General features: G+C 72.6%; 18 protein-coding genes. 11 read left to right on the top strand and 7 right to left on the bottom strand.

The window, feature by feature from the left end; genetic code table 11:
- Positions 1-200 precede the first annotated feature (200 nt).
- The gene (locus tag HCN51_RS27065) at positions 201-1,178 is read right to left on the bottom strand and encodes an SDR family NAD(P)-dependent oxidoreductase (protein ID WP_168012861.1); all 978 of its coding nucleotides are present in this window, start codon (positions 1,176-1,178) and stop codon (positions 201-203) included.
- Positions 1,179-1,406: 228 nt separating this feature from the next.
- Here HCN51_RS27065 and HCN51_RS27070 point away from each other — a divergent pair, with 228 nt between their 5' ends.
- On the top strand, positions 1,407-2,198 hold the full coding sequence (locus HCN51_RS27070) for a maleylpyruvate isomerase N-terminal domain-containing protein (protein WP_168013053.1): 792 nt from the start codon (positions 1,407-1,409) through the stop codon (positions 2,196-2,198).
- Between the two features lie 509 nt (positions 2,199-2,707).
- Here the strand turns inward: HCN51_RS27070 and HCN51_RS27075 are convergent.
- Positions 2,708-3,172: a helix-turn-helix transcriptional regulator gene (locus tag HCN51_RS27075; RefSeq protein WP_168012863.1), complete on the bottom strand. Its 465-nt coding sequence runs from the start codon at positions 3,170-3,172 to the stop codon at positions 2,708-2,710.
- Between the two features lie 112 nt (positions 3,173-3,284).
- The gene (locus HCN51_RS27080) at positions 3,285-3,992 is read right to left on the bottom strand and encodes a sulfotransferase family protein (RefSeq protein ID WP_206067919.1); all 708 of its coding nucleotides are present in this window, start codon (positions 3,990-3,992) and stop codon (positions 3,285-3,287) included.
- 167 nt (positions 3,993-4,159) lie between these two features.
- Between HCN51_RS27080 and HCN51_RS27085 the strand changes: the two genes are divergently transcribed.
- Both HCN51_RS27085 and HCN51_RS27090 read left to right on the top strand, forming a co-directional pair.
- Positions 4,160-5,353, top strand: a complete 1,194-nt coding sequence (locus HCN51_RS27085; protein ID WP_168012865.1) for a cytochrome P450 — start codon at positions 4,160-4,162, stop codon at positions 5,351-5,353.
- A 33-nt stretch (positions 5,354-5,386) separates the two neighbouring features.
- The gene (locus HCN51_RS27090) at positions 5,387-6,010 is read left to right on the top strand and encodes an SbtR family transcriptional regulator (protein ID WP_168012867.1); all 624 of its coding nucleotides are present in this window, start codon (positions 5,387-5,389) and stop codon (positions 6,008-6,010) included.
- Between the two features lie 6 nt (positions 6,011-6,016).
- Here HCN51_RS27090 and HCN51_RS27095 read toward each other — a convergent pair whose 3' ends face one another.
- Positions 6,017-6,250: a hypothetical protein gene (locus HCN51_RS27095; RefSeq protein WP_168012869.1), complete on the bottom strand. Its 234-nt coding sequence runs from the start codon at positions 6,248-6,250 to the stop codon at positions 6,017-6,019.
- A 290-nt stretch (positions 6,251-6,540) separates the two neighbouring features.
- On the opposite strand from HCN51_RS27095, the gene HCN51_RS27100 reads away from it, so the two are divergent.
- A complete protein-coding gene (locus tag HCN51_RS27100; protein ID WP_168013057.1) occupies positions 6,541-7,095 on the top strand; it encodes a class I SAM-dependent methyltransferase in 555 nt (184 codons plus the stop codon).
- 187 nt (positions 7,096-7,282) lie between these two features.
- Positions 7,283-7,918 (top strand): rhomboid family intramembrane serine protease, encoded by a 636-nt coding sequence (locus HCN51_RS27105; protein WP_240973300.1) that lies wholly within the window; start codon positions 7,283-7,285, stop codon positions 7,916-7,918.
- Positions 7,919-8,245: 327 nt separating this feature from the next.
- On the opposite strand, the gene HCN51_RS27110 is transcribed toward HCN51_RS27105, so the two are convergent.
- Positions 8,246-8,596: a hypothetical protein gene (locus HCN51_RS27110; protein WP_168012873.1), complete on the bottom strand. Its 351-nt coding sequence runs from the start codon at positions 8,594-8,596 to the stop codon at positions 8,246-8,248.
- A 180-nt stretch (positions 8,597-8,776) separates the two neighbouring features.
- Between HCN51_RS27110 and HCN51_RS27115 the strand changes: the two genes are divergently transcribed.
- From HCN51_RS27115 to HCN51_RS27140, 6 genes are all read left to right on the top strand, one after another.
- A complete protein-coding gene (locus tag HCN51_RS27115; RefSeq protein WP_206067922.1) occupies positions 8,777-10,759 on the top strand; it encodes a histidine kinase in 1,983 nt (660 codons plus the stop codon).
- Between the two features lie 52 nt (positions 10,760-10,811).
- Positions 10,812-11,453, top strand: coding sequence for a response regulator transcription factor (locus tag HCN51_RS27120; RefSeq protein WP_168012875.1), 642 nt, complete (start codon positions 10,812-10,814; stop codon positions 11,451-11,453).
- 180 nt (positions 11,454-11,633) lie between these two features.
- Positions 11,634-12,224 (top strand): DinB family protein, encoded by a 591-nt coding sequence (locus tag HCN51_RS27125; RefSeq protein WP_168012877.1) that lies wholly within the window; start codon positions 11,634-11,636, stop codon positions 12,222-12,224.
- A gap of 121 nt (positions 12,225-12,345) precedes the next feature.
- A complete protein-coding gene (locus tag HCN51_RS27130) occupies positions 12,346-13,182 on the top strand; it encodes an alpha/beta fold hydrolase (RefSeq protein WP_168012879.1) in 837 nt (278 codons plus the stop codon).
- A 17-nt stretch (positions 13,183-13,199) separates the two neighbouring features.
- On the top strand, positions 13,200-13,598 hold the full coding sequence (locus HCN51_RS27135) for a VOC family protein (protein ID WP_168012881.1): 399 nt from the start codon (positions 13,200-13,202) through the stop codon (positions 13,596-13,598).
- Positions 13,598-14,770 carry an alpha/beta fold hydrolase gene (locus HCN51_RS27140; protein ID WP_168012883.1) on the top strand — a complete coding sequence of 391 codons (1,173 nt, stop codon included), beginning with the start codon at positions 13,598-13,600 and terminating at the stop codon, positions 14,768-14,770. Before HCN51_RS27135 ends, HCN51_RS27140 begins: the two co-directional genes overlap by 1 nt.
- A gap of 18 nt (positions 14,771-14,788) precedes the next feature.
- Here the strand turns inward: HCN51_RS27140 and HCN51_RS27145 are convergent, their stop codons facing one another.
- Both HCN51_RS27145 and HCN51_RS27150 read right to left on the bottom strand, forming a co-directional pair.
- A complete protein-coding gene (locus HCN51_RS27145; protein ID WP_206067924.1) occupies positions 14,789-16,318 on the bottom strand; it encodes a Gfo/Idh/MocA family oxidoreductase in 1,530 nt (509 codons plus the stop codon).
- Positions 16,319-16,490: 172 nt separating this feature from the next.
- Positions 16,491-16,889 carry a YybH family protein gene (locus HCN51_RS27150; protein ID WP_346433817.1) on the bottom strand — a complete coding sequence of 133 codons (399 nt, stop codon included), beginning with the start codon at positions 16,887-16,889 and terminating at the stop codon, positions 16,491-16,493.
- Positions 16,890-17,067: the final 178 nt, after the last annotated feature.

The raw sequence follows: 17,067 nt of genomic DNA on the forward strand, positions 1-17,067 counted from the left end.
GAGAGGCCATGGACTCCTCGGTTCGCCGGAGCGTGGTGCCGTCCTCGCGGGTGGTCAGGACGTGGCGGTGCGCGGCGCTCGAGCCCATCGCGCTGCTCGGGGCCCAGGTGCCGTTCGCCCGCACGAACGTCGGCGCCTCTCCGCGGGCGGCGATGCCGGAATCTCCGGCATCGCCGGGTGACCGGCTTGCCGAGTCCGACTTACTCCTCGCGGTGGCGCATGTTGGGAAACACGGCCGCCAGGGTCGGGCTGTCGGGCCGGTACAGGTCCAGCGGGTCGGCGCGCATCGCCGCGTCGAGGGCGCGGGCGTCGTCACCGACCAGGATGCGCCACGTGCCGGCGCGTACGCCATCGAGGATGACGGTCGCGGCGTCGGCGGCCGACAGCGGCGCGTTGTCCCGGAACCACTCACCCATGCTCTTGACCGCGGCCCGGACCTCCGCATCGCTCAACCGGTCGGCGGGAACGCCCGCGACGACGGCGGCGCGCTCACGGGCTTCCGCGAGCTCCGCGGCGGTCATGTCGTCAGGATCGGAGTGGCCGTGGATCCGGCGGGAGTTGATCACGATCTCGGTGCCGACGTGCCCCGGCATCACCAGCGCGACCTGGACGTGCGGCGCGTTGATCCGCAGGTCCGTCAGCATCGCCTCGGAGAAGCCCTTCACGGCGAACTTGGCGGCACTGTACGCGCTCATCGGCAGACCGGGACCGGCCGCCCAGAACCCGTTGACACTGCTGGTGTTGACCAGGCACCCCTCGTCACTGGCGACCAGGAGCGGCATGAACGCGCGCGTGCAGTTGTACACCCCGCCCCAGCAGACGCTGAACGTCCGCTCCCACTCGGCTCGCGAGCTGGTGAAGAAGCTGGCGCCACCGCCGATGCCGGCGTTGTTGAACAGCAGGTTGATGTGGCCGGTCCGGTGCCGCTCGACCACCTCGTCGCGGAACCTCGTCACCTGAGCCTCGTCCGACACGTCGCAGCGGTGGGTGGTGACCCGCACCTCGCCGCCGCCGGGTGCGGCTTTGGCGGCCCGCTCGGCGGTGACGGCCAGCCCGGCCTCGTCGACGTCGCACGCGGCCACCGAGCAGCCTTCGGCGGCCAGCTGAACGACCAGCTCGCGTCCCATGCCGGCGCCGCCTCCGGTGACGACGGCCATCTTTCCTGTGAACGACTCCATCGCTCGACCCCTCCGTCGATGACCACCCTCGCACGTACCGGGGCGGGCATCAACGCCTGGCCCGCGGCGCGGAAGTTGTCGCGTTCGGCCAGGACGGTGCGCCGGCCATGGCGCTGGCACAGCAGGAAGGCCGGGCGCTCGTCCGTTTGGTGAGGGGCCGTGCGCGAGGGCGGCGGTGTAGATCGTTGTGCGATTGCCGGAACGGGGTGATAGAGATTCGGGGTGACGATGACACTCGAGTTCCCCGCTCTGCTGCGACTGATCGACGAGCGGTCGACCGCCTTCCGCGCCGCGGTCGCCGCCGCGTCCAGCCTCGACGCGCAGGTGCCGACCTGCCCGGAGTGGACGCTGTTCGATCTGGCGCAGCACATCGGCGAGGGGCGCCGAGACTGGGCCGCCACCGTCGCCGCAGGGCCCGCTGAGGCCAAGTCGGCGGCGGAGGGCGCCCCGGCTGTGCCTCGCGAGCGCCAGGCGCTGCTGGCCTGGCTGGCGGACTCGACGGAGCAACTGGTGGAGGCGTTGCGGAAGGCTGGCCCGGATCGCGGCTGCTGGACGTGGTGGGAGACATTGCAGTCGCCGCCGACCTGCGGTGCCGTGGCCCGGCACCAGCTCCAGCAGATGGCGGTGCACACCTACGACGCCCAGATCACCGTGGGTGCCCCGCAGCCGCTGCCGGCCGAGGTGGCGCTCGACGGTGTCGAGGAGTTCCTGTTCACCTGCGTCGCGACGACGAGTGCCTGGCCGCACCAGCCTGCCGCCATCGATTTCCACGCCTCCGAGGGCCGCTCCTGGCGCCTGTCGCTCTCCGCCGACGGCGCGCGGACCACCCGTCTCCCCGGGCCGGACGCCCTGCCGGCCACCGCTGACGGTCAGGAGGCGGACGTGGCCCACGCCTCCGCCCGGGGCACGGCCGGCGAACTGGTTCTCATGCTGTACAACCGCATCCCGTTCGACTCCCTGAAGCTCGACGGCGACCGTCGTCTCTTCGACCAGCTCAGCGCCTGGGACCCGGCCGAGTAGGACGTGACGATGCACCCTCCCGGGCATGCCTTTCGCCAACGACCCGCTCGCTGACGTCGTACATCCGGTCGATCACCTGCACGACGGTGTCGGCGGTGTCGGCCGCCACCGCCCGGCGCGGCACCGGCTGCGGGCGAGGGTACACGGCACAGGGGTTCACCTCCGCGCCGAGGTCCCGGCCGGCGCGGGGCACCCGGAAGCTGGGAGCCCGTGGTCGTGTGTGCGAGCGTTCCCGAGGTGGGGATGCGGCCGTCAGCCGGGGTGGGTGCCCGGCGCCGCCAGTATCCGTACGCGCTGCGAGGTCGTCCACGCCCATCACCGCCTCCCTCGGACGGGCACGATCGGAGGCGACGGTGCACGGGCCGCTCCATCCGCCTCCGGGTCTCCACCATGGCTTCGCATCCGCGCGCCGATCAGCCATCGAAGCGAAGGATCACCCGCCGTCGCCATCCGGAAAACGAAATCCCGGTCCGCGGGCCGGCTCAGGTGCGCAGGGCGCGGCTGGGCGGTCAGCCGTAGGTCTGCTGGTAGACGGCGGCGAAGTGGCCCGGGTGGAGGAAGCCCCAGCGGGCCGCCACGGCGGTGACGGTGGTGCCGTCACCCCAGGTGGCCCGCGCACAGCTGCTCGTGGGCGCGTTCCAGCCGGACGCGGCGCAGGTAGGCCATGGGGTGTGGTGCGGGTGTGGCGTCGGCACGGTCCAGGTGGTGCGGCTCGCTGAGCCAGGTCGTTCGTCGAGGTCGGTGCGCACCCCCCGGTGCGCCCGTACCACGATGAGGGCGGGGAAGGGGTCGGCGTGGTACTCGGTGGTCGCGGTGTGGTCGATGGTGTTGACGTACAGCGGGCCCAGCCCGAGCCGGGTGTGCCGGAACCGGTAGCCGGCGCGGCCGGCGCTCATCTTGACGGGAGCGCCGTACGTGGCGGCCAGGAACGCCGCGATGCGCTCGGGATCAGTGCTGTCGAACACGACCTGCAAGCGGCTCCACCTCGGTAGCGGTTCGCTTCCAGCTTGTCACGCCGGGACGCGGAAGACGACCATCCTGTTCGTGAACGGCCGCCGCCCCCGGTACAGGGCGGCGGCCGGGGGTTCAGCTCACGCGGTGGAACGGCAGCCCGATGTTCTCTCCCTGCAGCAGCCGGTCGATCGACTCCTCCATCACCTTGCTGTCGTTCAGGTGCGGGAACGGCTCCCCGGCGGGGACGTCCACGCCGAGGAAGCGGCACAGCGGCTCCCACCCTTCCCGCACGTCGAACACCAGCAGCCGCTCGGCCGGCAGGCTCTCCGTGACCGTGGCGACGTGCCGTTCGAAGGCCAGGAGGCTGTCCTTCTCATCCAGCGGCTCGCCGAAGGCCCGGTCGCTGCCCAGGCCCTCGCGGATCATGCGTTCGAGCAGCGGGCGGGTGGTGTTCATGCTCTCGACCAGCGGGGCCATCTCGGGTGCGAGCCTGTCGGCCTGTAAGCGGGCCGGGCCGTTGGCGATGAGCGCCTGCATGCTGGCCAGCCAGGCGTGCGGGTCGCGTACGGTGAGGACGACCTTGGCCTGCGGGTAGGCGTCGGCCAGCTCGCGCCAGAAGAACGAGGCCGGCCAGTCCACGGCCGAACGGAACCCCTCGAACACGTGGTCCCAGTCGGGCACCACGTCATGGTCGGCCAGGGGCGCCCACCGGCGGGCGCGGTCGGGGTCGGACCCGATGTCGAACATGTGATGGCAGGGCCCGAACCCCAGCCGCTCCAGCGCCGCCTTCATCGAGCTCGTCCCGGTGCGCGGGAAACCCGCGCCGATCACGGTCAGCATGGTGCTTGCTCCTCCATGGGTGTCGGATGCCCTTGATCATGGTGGCGTGATCACGGTCGTGACAATCCCCTTCCGCAGGCCCCGATCCGGGCTGCGCGCGCCACGAAATGATGGGCTACTCTCGTTTTTGTGACATGCGGTCAGTGCCGATCGTCCGGAGGATGACCATGAGCGATGCCGTCACGTTGCCCCTGCACATGCGGCGCAACGGATTCCACCCCGCCCCGGAGCTCGCCTCGATGCGCGACGAGGAGGGGGTCCGCCGGGTGCCCACCCCGTTCGGCATCGACGCCTGGCTCGTCAGCCGCTTCTCCGACGTGCGGGAGGTGCTCGGCGACGCCACCCGCTTCAGCAACGCCGCCGCCATGTCGTTCCGTCCGGTGAGCGACCAGCTCAGCGCGGAGCAGCGGGAACGGATGCGGGCCGGCAACCTGCTGGCCTTCGACCCGCCCGAGCACACCCGGCTGCGCCGCATCCTGACCCCCGAGTTCACCATGCGCCGCATGCGCCGGCTGGAGCCGCGCATCCACGAGATCGTCCAGGAGCACCTCGACGCGATGGAGCGCACCGGGCCGCCCGCCGACCTGGTCTCCGCCTTCGCGCTGCCGATCCCGTCCCTGGTCATCTGCGAGCTGCTCGGCGTCCCGTACGACGACCGCGCCGACTTCCAGCGGCGCTCGGGCAGGCTGCTCGACGTCTCGCTGCCGTTCGAGCAGCGCACGGCGGCCAGCCTGGAACAGCGCGCCTACATGACCGACCTCGTCAAGCGCGCCCAGGCCGACCCGGGCGAGGACATGCTCGGCATGCTGGTGCGCGAGCACGGCGACGACCTGTCCACCGACGAGCTGACCGGCATCGCCTCCCTGCTGCTGCTGGCCGGCCACGAGACCACCTCCAACATGCTCGGCCTGGGCACCCTGGCCCTGCTCCGCCACCCCGACCAGCTCGACCTGCTCAAAAAGGAGCCCGAGCGGATCGGCGCCACCGTCGAGGAGCTGCTGCGCTGGCTGACCATCGTCCACTCCGGCACCAGCAAGGTCACCACCACCGACGTCGAGCTGTCCGGCGTGCGCATCCCCGCCGGCGAGGTCGTGATGTGCGCGCTGCCCGCCGCCAACCGCGACCCGCACTTCATCTCCGAGCCCGACCGGCTCGACATCACCCGCGGTGACCTCGGCCACCTCGCCTTCGGCCACGGCGTGCACCACTGCCTCGGCGCGCCGCTGGCCAGGATGGAGATGCGGATCGCCTTCCCCGCGCTGTTCGAACGCTTACCCGGGCTGCGCGAGACCGGCACCGCGCCGAGCTTCCGCTCCTTCAACGTCGTCTACGGGCTGTCCTCCTTCGACGTCACCTGGTAACCGCCCGCCGCGGCGGCTGCTAGCGTTCACCGTGTGCACGAGCAGCGACAGCGAGCCGACGCGCTGCGCAACGCCGACAAGATCGTCCGGGCCGCGATCGCGATCCTGCGCGAACGCGGCCCCGAGGTCTCCCTGGAGGAGATCGCCCGGCACGCCGGCATCGGCAGCGCCACCGTCTACCGGCGCTTCGGCGACCGCGACGGCGTGATCAGAGCCGCCTTCGAGACGTACTTCGCCGAAGAGGTCGAGCCGCTGGTGGTGGCCGCCCGCGACGCCGCCGACCCAGGCCAGGCCCTGGCCGGGGCGCTGACGGCGGCGGTCGGCACGCTGGCCGCCCACCACGGGCTGCTCAAGGCCGCCCGGCAGGCGGGCGCCTCCACGGTCGACATCGCGGCCCGCTTCATGGGGCCGCTCGGCGCCGTCCTCGACCGGGCGCAGCGCGCCGGCCAGGTCCGGGCCGACCTCGTCGTACGAGACCTGGCCGCGATCGTCATCATGGCCCTGGCCACCGCCCACCCCGGCGACCCCGCCCACCACGACCCCCGCCGCTACCTGGCCCTGCTGCTGTCGAGCCTGCGGCCCTCGGGCGACACCCTGCCCCCGCCCTCCTCAGAAAACCTCCTGACCAAAGAGGCCGAGCACTGCCCACCGGCGTGACCTGATCTAGCAGGGGGTGAAGAACACCTTCTGCGTCCCCTCCAGCACACCCCACTGCCCAGCCGGCTGGCCGCACCCGAACCAGCGCTGACCGACGACCTGGTCGCCGCTGTAGTAGCTGAAGACGACGAGAAGGTCACCGCCCGGCGGCGGGGGCGGGATGGCGTGCGCCGGCGCCGCACCGGCCGTGAGCGCCGCCGCGGCCAGCACCGCCGCTAAAACCCCACGCTTGATGGTCATCGCAGGACCTCCTGGGATCGTCCTCGTGATCGGCCTTCACGGTAACTCCCGGCGATCATCGCCGCCAGAGCGGAAATCCCGCGCCCTCACCGGGTTACCTTCGAGGAGTACACAGGTGCCGGAACCAGGGGGCGCCGGTGTTCATCGGCGTGACTCCGGAGGCGTCATCATGTCGGAACGCAAGGCTGTGATGGGCACCGCGCTGGGCCCGATGGTGATCGCCGCGTGCGACCGGTACCTTCCCGCGGGCAACCGCATCACCGACGACGACCTGGCCCCGCGCCTGCCGGCTGGTCGTTCCCAAGGCTCGCGCGTACGAGCTGGACCTGGCCGGGAACATCGCCCGCAAGCACGCGCGCCTCAGCGACGTCTTCGGCCGGCTGCCCGACGGCCTGACCCTCGTCCCCATCGACTTCGACCGCGACGACCTCGCCGCCGCCCTGGCCGACGACGGCTTCCGGATCGAACGGCCCGCGATGTTCGTGGGGGAGGCCGTCACCCAGTACCTGAGCGAGGACGGCGTGCGGGCCACCCTGTCCTCCCTGTCCGGCGCCGCCCCCGGCAGCCGGCTCGTCTTCACCTACCTGCTCCAAGACTTCCTCGACGGCACCGAGCTGTACGGGGGCGGCCGCATGTACCGGCGTTTCGTCGCCGAACAACGGATCTTCCGTTTCGGGCTGCATCCGGGGGACGTCGCCGGGCTGCTCGCGCCGTACGGATGGATCGAGCGCGAGCAGGTCGGCACGGAGGACTACCTGGAGCGGTACGTCCGGCCGGCCGGAAGGGAGCGCGGCCTGGCCGCGCCGACGCCGGTCGAGCGGTTCGTCTACGCGGAGAAGACTTGAGCGGAGAAGGTCTGAGCGGAGAAGACTTGAGCGGAGAAGGTCTGAGCGGGGGAGGCGTGCGCGGGGGAGATCTGAGCGGGGGAGGCGTGCGCGGCCGCGCGTTCGTCGCCTGTGGAGGAGGCGGGCCGCTGGGCGCTGACCTGGTGTGTGGGTGCGGGCGGGCGGCTGGCAAGCTGGGCGCGTGCTCATGCGTACCGTGGTCCTGTATCTGTGTGCCGCCGCCGTGGTCGCGCCCGGCGCGCAACTGCTGACGGCCATGGCCGTGCCGCCCGGCGAGGCCGGCGAGCGGTCCCCGCGCGCCCTGCTGCGGGCGTGGCGGCGGCCGGTTCCCGTCGTCGCGGCGGCGCTGGTCGCGCTGATGGTGGTGCTGGCGGTGGTGCAGACGTTGTTCCCGGACGTCGTCGGCCTGCTGGAGCGGCATCCCGGCGGCGAGTGGTGGCGGGCGTTGACGGCGCTGCTCGTGCAGTCGTCCGGCTGGTTCCAGCTCGCGTTCAACCTGGCCGCCCTGATCGCCGTCGCCCCGATCGCCGAGCGGCGGCTCGGCGGGTGGCGGACCGCGCTCGTGTACGTGGTCAGCGGGGTGAGCGCGCAGGCGGTCAGCCTGGCGGCGTGGAGCCCGGAGGGGGCGGGCAACTCGGTCGCCATCTGCGGGCTCGTCGGCGCGCTGGCCGCCCACTACGCGCTACGCGGCCCCGACCGGGCCCTGCGGCTGCTCGCGCTGCTCATTCCGGTCGCCGGCGTCGTGTTGTGCCTGCTCACCAACAATCACGGGGTGGGCGTGGTGGTGGGCACGCTCCTGGGCGCGGGGCTGACCCTGTTCTGACCGGGCCGGCCGCCGCTGGGCGAGATGCGGCCCTGGGCCGGCTGCGCGCTGACAGCACAGCCGGCCCAGGGCCCGCCCGGGTCGCGTCCCTCCCCTCCTCGGGACGCGTCCCCTCATCCGGTCGTGTTCAGGAAGGGCCTGACGTGCCGGCCGGAGAGCAGGAACACCCGCAGGCCCGCCGGGTCGTCCTGGCCCCTGTCCAGGACGGCCGCGGAGCCGGGGATTGCGCTCGGCCATGGCGAGCTCGGAAGGCGAGGGCGAGCCCCGGCGCGGTTCGCAGCGCCAGGGCGCGGGGGACGTTGCGCGGTGGCCCGGCGGACAGGACGTTCAGCCGCGTACCCGCAGTGACGGCGCGACCAGGGCGATGCAGGCGAGCGTGACCGCGATGCCGGCCCCCGCCGCCGCCATCGCCGCGGCCGGGACCCCGTCGGCGAAGAACGCCGGCACGGCGGTCAGCCCCGACAGCAGCCGGGAGACGACCACGGCGACCACCCCGGCCCGGCTGCCGCGCCAGGCGAACACGACGCCGACCAGGGTGATCAGCCCGAGGACCGCCCCGGCGACGGCCACCGCGAACGGCGGGTGCTCGCCGTCACCGAGCGGCAGCGTGACGACGTCGACGACGCCGAGCAGGCCGGCGAGAACCAGGCCGGTGACGAGCAGACGGGAGCGTTTCATGACTTTCCTCCTCGGTTCGTTGCCTGCTCGCAGTCTCGGCCGCGCCACCCGGCGGGCGGATCCGGGCGGGCACGGGACCGGCCTCCGTGCCGGCACGGGACCGGCCTCCGTGCCGGCACGGGATCGATCTCCGTGCTGGCACGTATTCATCCGGCGCGGCCCGGGTCCTACCGTGGAGGCGTGGCCATCCCGCGTCTGCTCGCGTTCGTTCTGGCGCCCCTGATCGGCGCCCTGGCCGCCGCCGGGGTGGTGCTGGCCGTGATCGCCGGGGACGCGGGTGCGACGACCGCGTTCGTGGCCGGCGCGATCCTGGCGCTGCCCTCGGTGGCGCTCGGCATGGTGGTCGCCGTCCGGCGGCCGGGCAGCGCGGTCGGGCCGCTGCTCATGCTGGTCGGCGCGACGGCGGTGTGGGTCACGGTCGGCGACCTGTACTTCGCGGCCATCGCCCGCCGCCCGGGGCTGCCGCTCGCCGAGCTGTACGTGGCGTTGTCGCAGGGCGACTGGATGTTCCTGTACGTGCCCGCCGCGCTGCTCATGCTGGTCTTCCCCGACGGGCGGCTGCCGGGGCGGCGCTGGCGGTGGGTGGTCGCCGGGCTGCTGATCGTCCCCGCGCTGTTCGTCCTGTTCGGGGTGTTCGACCCGGACTCCTACCGGCAGCCGTTCGCGTCGATGCCGCACCTGTTCGCGCTTCCGCCGGCGTACGGGGCGGCGGTGCGGGTGGCGGGGCTGTCGCTGCTGCCGGTCTTCCTCGGCCTGCTGGTCGCCTCCGCCGCCGCGGTGGTGCTGCGCTACCGGCGTACCAGCGAGGAGGTGAAGCGGGCGCAGCTCAAGTGGCTCGCGCTCGGCGCGGCCGCCCTGCCGTTGACGCTGCTGCTGTGCTGGGCGAGCTACCTGTTCATCGGCGGGCCCGACCTCGCGCTCGCCGGCCTGGCGGTGACCGCCCTGACGATCCCCGTGGCGACGACGATCGCGGTGCTGCGGCACGACCTCTACGACATCGACCGCGCGATCAGCGCCGCCGTCACCTACGGCCTGGTGACGGCGATCCTGCTCGGCTTCTACACGGCCGCCTCGTTCCTGGTGGGCCTCGGCGCCGGCCGCGGCTCGCCCGTCGCCGCCGCCGCGGGCACGGCCATCTGCGCCGCCGCGCTGTCCCCGCTGCGGGTACGGCTGCAACGCCAGGTCGACCGCCGCCTCTACCCGCAGCGGCAGGCCGTGCTGGGCGCCATCGAGGAGCTGCGCGACCGTACGCACGCCGGCCTGGCGCAGCCCGAGGAGCTGGAGTCCGCACTGCGCGCCGCGCTGCGCGACCCGGAGCTGCGGGTCGGCTACCTGCTGCCCGGAACGTCCCACCTGGTCGACGCGAGCGGCACCCCACTCCGGCCCGCCGACGCCCACCGCACCCCGGTACGGCTCGGCGGCCACACCATCGGCGCCATCGTGCGCGGCTCCACCGGCACCCGCGAGCTGCTGCGCGAGGCCGCCGACGCCGGCGCGCTGCTCATCGAGGTCGTCCGGCTGCGCATCGAGGTCAGCCGCGCCCTGGACGAGACCGAGGCCAGCCGCGCCCGCCTGCTGCACGCCGGCTACGAGGAACGGCGGCGGCTCGAACGCGACCTGCACGACGGCGCGCAGCAGCGCCTGGTCTCCCTCGGCATGGCGATCCGGCTGGCGCAACGCCACCTGCACGACGGCACCGCCGACGTCGGCGACCTGCTCGACCGGTGCATGGCGGAGCTGGCCGCCGCCGTCACCGAGCTGCGCCAGATCGCGCACGGCCTGCGGCCCAGCAGCCTCGACGACGGGCTCGGCAACGCGCTGGTCATGCTGGCCCGCAAGGTGCCGGTGCCCGTGACGCTCGACGTCGCCGCCGACGACCTGCCCGAGGACGTCGCGATGACCGCCTACTACGTCGCCAGCGAGGCCATGACCAACGCCGTCAAGCACGCCGGGCCGGCCGCGATCGGGGTGCACGTCGCCCGGGCCGGCGACCGGGTGACCGTGCGGGTCAGCGACGACGGGCCGGGCGGCGCCGAGATCCGCCCGGGCACCGGCCTGGCGGGCCTGGCCGACCGCGTCCAGGCGGCCGGCGGCGCGTTACGCCTGCGCAGCCCGGCCGGCGGAGGCACCCTGGTGGAGGCGGAGCTGCCATGCGCGTCATGAACGGTGGAGGCGGAGCTGCCGTGCGCGTCATGAACGGTGGGGACGAGCTGCCATGCGCGTCGTGATCGGTGAGGACTCCGCCCTGTTCCGGGAGGGGCTGGCCCGCCTGCTCGCCGACGCCGGCCACGACGTGGTGGCCAAGGCCCAGGACGCCCCCGGCCTGATCGCCGCCGTCGACGCCGCGAACCCGGACCTGGTCATCATCGACATCCGCATGCCGCCCGACCTCACCGACGACGGCGCCCGCGCCGCCCGCCGCATCAGGGACGCGCACCCGTCGCTCGGCATCGTCCTGCTGTCCCAGCACGTCGAGACCCGCCACTCCGTGGACCTGGTCTCCCGGGGCCGGTTCGGCTACATGCTGAAGGACCGCGTCTTCGACGTCGAGGACTTCTTCGACGCGCTGCAACGCGTGGCCGCCGGGGGCTCCGCCCTCGACCCCGAGGTGGTCTCCCGCCTCATCGACACCCGCCGCGCCCCCGACCCGCTGGCCGCGCTGAGCGCCCGGGAGCGCGAGGTGCTGGCGCTGATGGCGGAGGGCCGCACGAACGTCGGCATCGCCCGCCGCCTGTGGCTCACCGACCGCACCGTGGAGACCCACGTCAGCTCCATCCTCGCCAAGCTCGGCCTGGCCACCTCCGAGGAGGACCACCGCCGCGTCCAGGCCGTCCTCCTCTACCTCAACCACCCATGACGCGATGGCTCCCATGGGCGGGCGATCGAGAAGGGGAGCGAAGGCGGCCGGTCCACGGCCAGGCGCGGGCCATCGACGGCGGCGCCCACATGCGCGCACGACCAGGATGCCGTCGCCGGCTGCCACGGATCGCGTACGGTGTTTTGTGATCACGCGCAGCTCATGGCAGGCTCATGCCGCATGATCGACGCATACGTGAAGGACCACCTGCACGGGAGGTTGCGGCGGGACCGCAAGGTGCTGCTGTGGAAGCTCGACGGCTTGTCCGACTACGACGCCCGCCGACCTTTGACGGCGACCGGGACCAACCTCCTCGGCCTGGTCAAACACGTGGCCACCGTCGAGGCCAGGTACTTCGGCGAGGTTTTCGGCCGTCCTTCCCCGGAGCCGCTGCCCCGGTGGCAGGATTCCGACGGCGGCGATCTGTGGGCGGCGCAGGACGAGACCCGCGACCAGATCGTCGGCTTCTACCGGCGCACGTGGGAGCACTCGGACGCGACGATCGACGCGCTTGCCCTCGACGCCCCCGGCCACGTGCCGTGGTGGCCGGAGCCTCATGCCGGCACGAACCTGTTCGCCGTCATGGTCCACGTCCTCGGCGAGTCCATCCGGCACGCCGGGCACGCCGACATCCTGCGCGAGGGCCTCGACGGCCGGACCGGGCTGCGTCCCGAACACGAGACGCGGATCGACGAGGAGGCCCGCGCGGCCTACCGCGCCAAGATCGAGCAGGCCGCCCGGTCGGCCTCGAACGGTGGGGGAGCGCCTTGAGCGGCCGGGCGCGATGAGCGCCCCGAGCCGGTCGTTCGTCATCTCCATGGACGCCGGCGCGTCGCCCGCGGACGAAGGTGATCGCCCGCGGTCCTGAGGGCAGGGGCGCTAGCATCACGGCATGATCGAGCTGGACGTCGAGGTGGCCGCCGGCCGCACGCTGCACGTGTACGACACCGCCCCGGCGGGCGGCGACCTGCTGCCGGTCCTGTGGCATCACGGCACCCCCAACCTGGGGGCGCCTCCCGAGCCGCTGTTCGCCGCGGCCGACAGGCTGGGGATGCGCTGGGTGTCGTTCGACCGGCCCGGCTATGGCCGCTCCGACGTCGCGCCGGGGCGCACCGTCGCCTCGGTCGCCGCCGACACGGCGGCCGTCGCGGACGCGCTCGGCCTCGGCCGGTTCGCCGTCGTGGGCTACTCCGGCGGCGGGACGTACGCGCTGGGGTGCGCCGCCGTCCTGGGTGATCGCGTGCGGGCGGTGGTGAGCTTGGCCGGCATCGCCCCGTACGGCGCCGACGGGCTGGACTGGTTCGCCGGGATGGTCCCGTCCGGGGTGGCCGCCCTGGGAACGGCGGCGGCCGGCCGCGAGGTGCGCACGGCGCTGCACGAGTCGAACTTCGCCTACGACTGCGAGTTCACCCCGGTCGACCTGGCCTTCTTCGAGGGGCCGTGGGGCTGGCTGGGGAAGGTGAGCGAGCCGGCCCTGGCCGCCGGCCCCTACGGCCAGATCGACGACGACGTCTCCTACACGCACGCCTGGGGCTGCGACCCGCGCGCCATCGACGTCCCCGTCCTGCTCCTGCACGGCACCGCCGACCGGATCATCCCCGCCTCGCACGGGGCCTGGCTGGCGGCCCACTGCCCCACCGCCGAGCTGCGGTTGCGCGCGGACGACAGCCACTTCACCATCACCGGTCACGCGGAAGAGGGCCTGGACTGGCTCCGCAGGCACATCTGAACCAGGAAGACAGCACCATGATCAAGGCACTGAACGAGATCGAAGTCATCACCCTCTTCGTCGATGACTTCGCCGCCGCCCACGCGTTCTACACCGGCGTCTTCGGCCTGGAGGTCGTCCACCAGGACGACGAGTCGGCCGTCGTCCGCCTCGGCTCGATCATGCTCAACCTGTTGCGGCGCGAGCAGGCGCCCGAGCTGGTCGAGCCGGCCCCGGTGGGCGGCGCCGGGTCCGGCGCGCGGGCGCTGTTCACGATCCGGGTGGCGGACGTGGACGCCGTCTGCGCCGAGCTGGAGCAGCACGGAGTACGCCTGCTCAACGGCCCGATCGACCGCCCGTGGGGACGGCGCACGGCCGCGTTCGCCGACCCCGACGGCAACGTCTGGGAGGTCGCCCAGATCATCGAGGGCAGCTAGTGGCGCCGCGGGCGGGCCAGGAACTCGTCCCCTTCATTATCCGCGTCCCCGGCAGCGCCCTGGCCGACCTGCGCGAACGCCTGGCCAAGACGCGCTGGGCGCCCGAGCCGGACGGCGCGGCCGACGCCTACGGCGTTCCCCGAGCCCGCGTGCAGCAGTTGGCGGAGCACTGGCGCGACGCCTACGACTGGCGCGTCTGGGAGGAGCGGCTCAACCGGTACCCGCAGTTCACCACGACGATCGACGGCACGCGGGTGCACTTCCTGCACGTCCGCTCGCCGGAGCCGCACGCGCTGCCGCTGATCTGCACCCATGGCTGGCCGGGCTCGGTGGCGGAGTTCCTGGACGTGATCGGCCCGCTGACCGATCCGCGGGCGCACGGCCTGTCCCCCGAGGTGGCGTTCCACCTGGTGATTCCGGCCCTGCCCGGTTTCGCCTGGTCCGGCCCCACCCCCGACACCGGCTGGGGGCCGCGCCGCATCGCCCGCGCGTGGGCGACCCTGATGCGGCGCCTCGGCTACCGCCGCTACGGCGCGGCCGGCAACGACTGGGGCTCGCACATCTCGCCCGAGCTGGGCCGGATCGCGCCCGAGGCCGTCGCCGGGGTGCACGTGACCCAGCTGTTCTCCCTGCCCGAGGGCGAGTGGCTGTCGTACCCGCCGAGCGTCGAGCCCGACCTCGGCGAGCTGACCCCGGATGACCGGGCGGCCCTGGACGGGCTGCGCCACCTGCAGCGGCACTCCGGCTCCTACGCGCACGTCCACGGCCGGCAGCCGCACACGCTCGCCTTCGCGCTCACCGACTCGCCCGTCGGGCTGCTCGCCTGGAACAGCCAGGCCATGGGCGACCTCGACGCCGACACCCTGCTCACCCACGTCACGATCTACTGGCTGACCGGCACGGCCGCCTCCGCCATGCGCATCTACGCCGAGTACGAGCGGCAGCCACCGGCCGCCGGGCCGACCACCACGCCCCTGGCCCTGGCCCAGTTCCCGCACGACATCCAGGCCATCAGGGTGTGCGCGCAGCGCGACCACGCCGCCATCGTGTCCTGGAACACCTACGACCGGGGCGGCCACTACGCCGCCCACCAGGCGCCCGACCTCCTCGTCCACGACCTCCGCGCGTTCTTCGCGAACCTGATCCCCGGGCGGCCCGGAACCGCGGGGTGACGCGGCTCGCCGCCGCGGTCACTCGCCGTCCGGTGCGGGCTCGGCGTCCCCGTTCGCTTCGCTGCTGCCCGGCTCGATGATCCCCCTGACGCGGCGGCCGGCCGCCGCACCGGTCCTGAGCTGCGGGTCCTCCGGCTGCGGGCGGTCGAAGGTGGGGCGGGCCTCCTTCCAGTGGCCGCGGGTGAAGTCCGGCACCTTGACGGGGCGCAGCCGTCCGGCCGTCAGCGACTCGTGGCTGAGCGGGATCACCGAGCACCACGCCGCCGAGTCGTAGACGTCGATGTCGGGCGTCATGCCGAGCCGCATCAGCTGCACGAGGCGGAAGATGGACACGAAGTCGCCGCCGCCGTGCCCGCCGTACTGGTCGGCCAGCCGTTCCAGCAACGGCCACAACCAGTGGTCGTACTGCTGGCGGATGGCGTTGTAGGCGCTGCCGGTGCGCCACGTGTGGTCGTCGTGGCCGAGCGATTCGAGGTAGACCCGGGCGTTGTCGAGCTCGATCGACCCCCGCGTGCCGGTGAGCGTGGTCTCCCTGGTGTACGGGTGAGGGGAGTTCACGTCGTGCTCGACCCGGATGAACCGGCCGCGGACGGTGGTGACGAAGCAGGTGTGCCGGTCACCCGAGATGTACGGCTTGTCCTGCCAGGACGAGTGATCCGGGGTCACCCGCGGATCCTCCTCACGGAACAGCGCCAGCGCCTTGGGCAGGGAGGCCACGGCGACCAGCTCGTCGAAGCGGTCGCCGCGGTTGATGCCCATGGCGGCCGAGACCGGCCCCAGGCCGTGCATCGGGTAGTGCAGGGCGTTCATCCGCGTCTGCCAGCGCCGCCGCCAGTACTCCGGGTGGTAGGCGCCGCCGAACAGGTACGGCCAGCGCAGGTCGTGGACGTAACCGCCGGAGCCGTGCTGCAGGTCGCCGAAGAGCCCCGCCTGGACCATCCCGAACATCTGCAGCTCGGGACGGAAGTAGTTGACGTTCTCCAGCAGCATGCAGTGCTTGCGGGTGCGCTCGGACGTGCGTACCAGGCTCCAGATCTCATCCAGGTGCGGGGAGATCGGCAGCTCGACCGCGACGTGCTTGCCGTGCTCCATGGCCGCCCTGGCCTGCGGGTAGTGCCACTCCCACGGGGTGGCGACGTAGATCAGGTCGATGTCGTCGCGCTGGACGAGCTTGAGGAAGTCCTGCTCGCCCGCGGAGTAGCCGACCGGCTCGACGTCCTGGAAGCCCTGCTGCATGATGCGGGCGATGGTGCGGCTGACCCGTTCGGGACGGATGTCGCACACGGCGGTGACCGTGGCGACGGCGCCCCAGCGCACGTCCTGGCTCCCGCCCCGGTTGCCGAGGCCGATGAGGCCGACCCGGACCTTCTCGAAACCCTCGAACGGCACGTTCACCATGCTGCGCTCACCCTGGGCGCGCGGCGGCTCCCACGAGGCCGAGGCGGCGGCGCCGGTGGCGATGCCGCCGACGCCCGTGGCGGCGCCGAGCGAGACGCCGGACCTCAGCAGGTCACGGCGTGAGGGGACATAACGGGGCGAAGAGGCCACTGCGATCACTTCCTGCTCGGTGGACGGTGATGGTGCATGGCGCTTTCCCCCCGTGTAGTGGGGAGTATCGATCGTCCGCCGCCGCGGGGCAAGACAGGCACCGCGGGACGGTCGGCGGTCGCGGCCCCGGCCGCACGTCTTGCTGATCATGTGCGGGCCGGGGGCGGCGGGATCAGGGATCGAGGTCGACGACGCCCTTGCCACTGGCGATGTCGAGCGGGACGGAGACCTGGTCGTGCACGATCAGCCACGTGCCGTCGATCTTCCGCAGGCAGTACGTGACCCTCACCCACATGCCGCTCATCGCCGCCCCGTTCTTCAGCGTGCCGCTGAGCCGCCCGAAGGCATGCCCGAACGCCACGTCGCCGCCGACGGTGAGCGTCAGGTCGCGAACCTCATAGTTCACCTGCTCGAAGGACGTGAACACCGGCGCCCAGTTCTTGAGCTTGGCGTCGATCCCCACGTGCTGGAGCGGCGGCTCGATGTCGAACGACACGATGTCTGTGGCGTAGAGCCGCTTCAGAGTCTCGGGATCCTTGTTCCGGAGCCCTTCGACGATGGTGCCGATCACCTGGCGGATCTCGGCTTCATCCCTCTCTCGTTGCGTAGGCATCGCTACCCCGGCCTTTCCTGTTCCCGTGGAAACTCGGCTTCTCACACCCCTGACGCTATGGCTTGGAAGTTATCCTGTCCAAGATCAATATTGCTATGACGTTATGCTCCGGACGTCATGACGGACCGTCGCCGGC

Origin of the sequence: Nonomuraea composti (genome assembly GCF_012034275.1) — a bacterium.
GTDB classification, from domain to species: Bacteria; Actinomycetota; Actinomycetes; order Streptosporangiales; family Streptosporangiaceae; genus Nonomuraea; species Nonomuraea composti.

Excerpts from the sequence above, each read along its gene's own strand:
- HCN51_RS27065 (WP_168012861.1), bottom strand. The coding sequence starts at position 1,178 with ATGGAGTCGTTCACAGGAAAGATGGCCGTCGTCACCGGAGGCGGCGCC.
- HCN51_RS27070 (WP_168013053.1), top strand. The coding sequence starts at position 1,407 with ATGACACTCGAGTTCCCCGCTCTGCTGCGACTGATCGACGAGCGGTCG.
- HCN51_RS27080 (WP_206067919.1), bottom strand. The coding sequence starts at position 3,992 with ATGCTGACCGTGATCGGCGCGGGTTTCCCGCGCACCGGGACGAGCTCG.
- HCN51_RS27085 (WP_168012865.1), top strand. The coding sequence starts at position 4,160 with ATGAGCGATGCCGTCACGTTGCCCCTGCACATGCGGCGCAACGGATTC.
- HCN51_RS27095 (WP_168012869.1), bottom strand. The coding sequence starts at position 6,250 with ATGACCATCAAGCGTGGGGTTTTAGCGGCGGTGCTGGCCGCGGCGGCG.
- HCN51_RS27105 (WP_240973300.1), top strand. The coding sequence starts at position 7,283 with ATGCGTACCGTGGTCCTGTATCTGTGTGCCGCCGCCGTGGTCGCGCCC.
- HCN51_RS27110 (WP_168012873.1), bottom strand. The coding sequence starts at position 8,596 with ATGAAACGCTCCCGTCTGCTCGTCACCGGCCTGGTTCTCGCCGGCCTG.
- HCN51_RS27120 (WP_168012875.1), top strand. The coding sequence starts at position 10,812 with ATGCGCGTCGTGATCGGTGAGGACTCCGCCCTGTTCCGGGAGGGGCTG.
- HCN51_RS27125 (WP_168012877.1), top strand. The coding sequence starts at position 11,634 with ATGATCGACGCATACGTGAAGGACCACCTGCACGGGAGGTTGCGGCGG.
- HCN51_RS27130 (WP_168012879.1), top strand. The coding sequence starts at position 12,346 with ATGATCGAGCTGGACGTCGAGGTGGCCGCCGGCCGCACGCTGCACGTG.
- HCN51_RS27135 (WP_168012881.1), top strand. The coding sequence starts at position 13,200 with ATGATCAAGGCACTGAACGAGATCGAAGTCATCACCCTCTTCGTCGAT.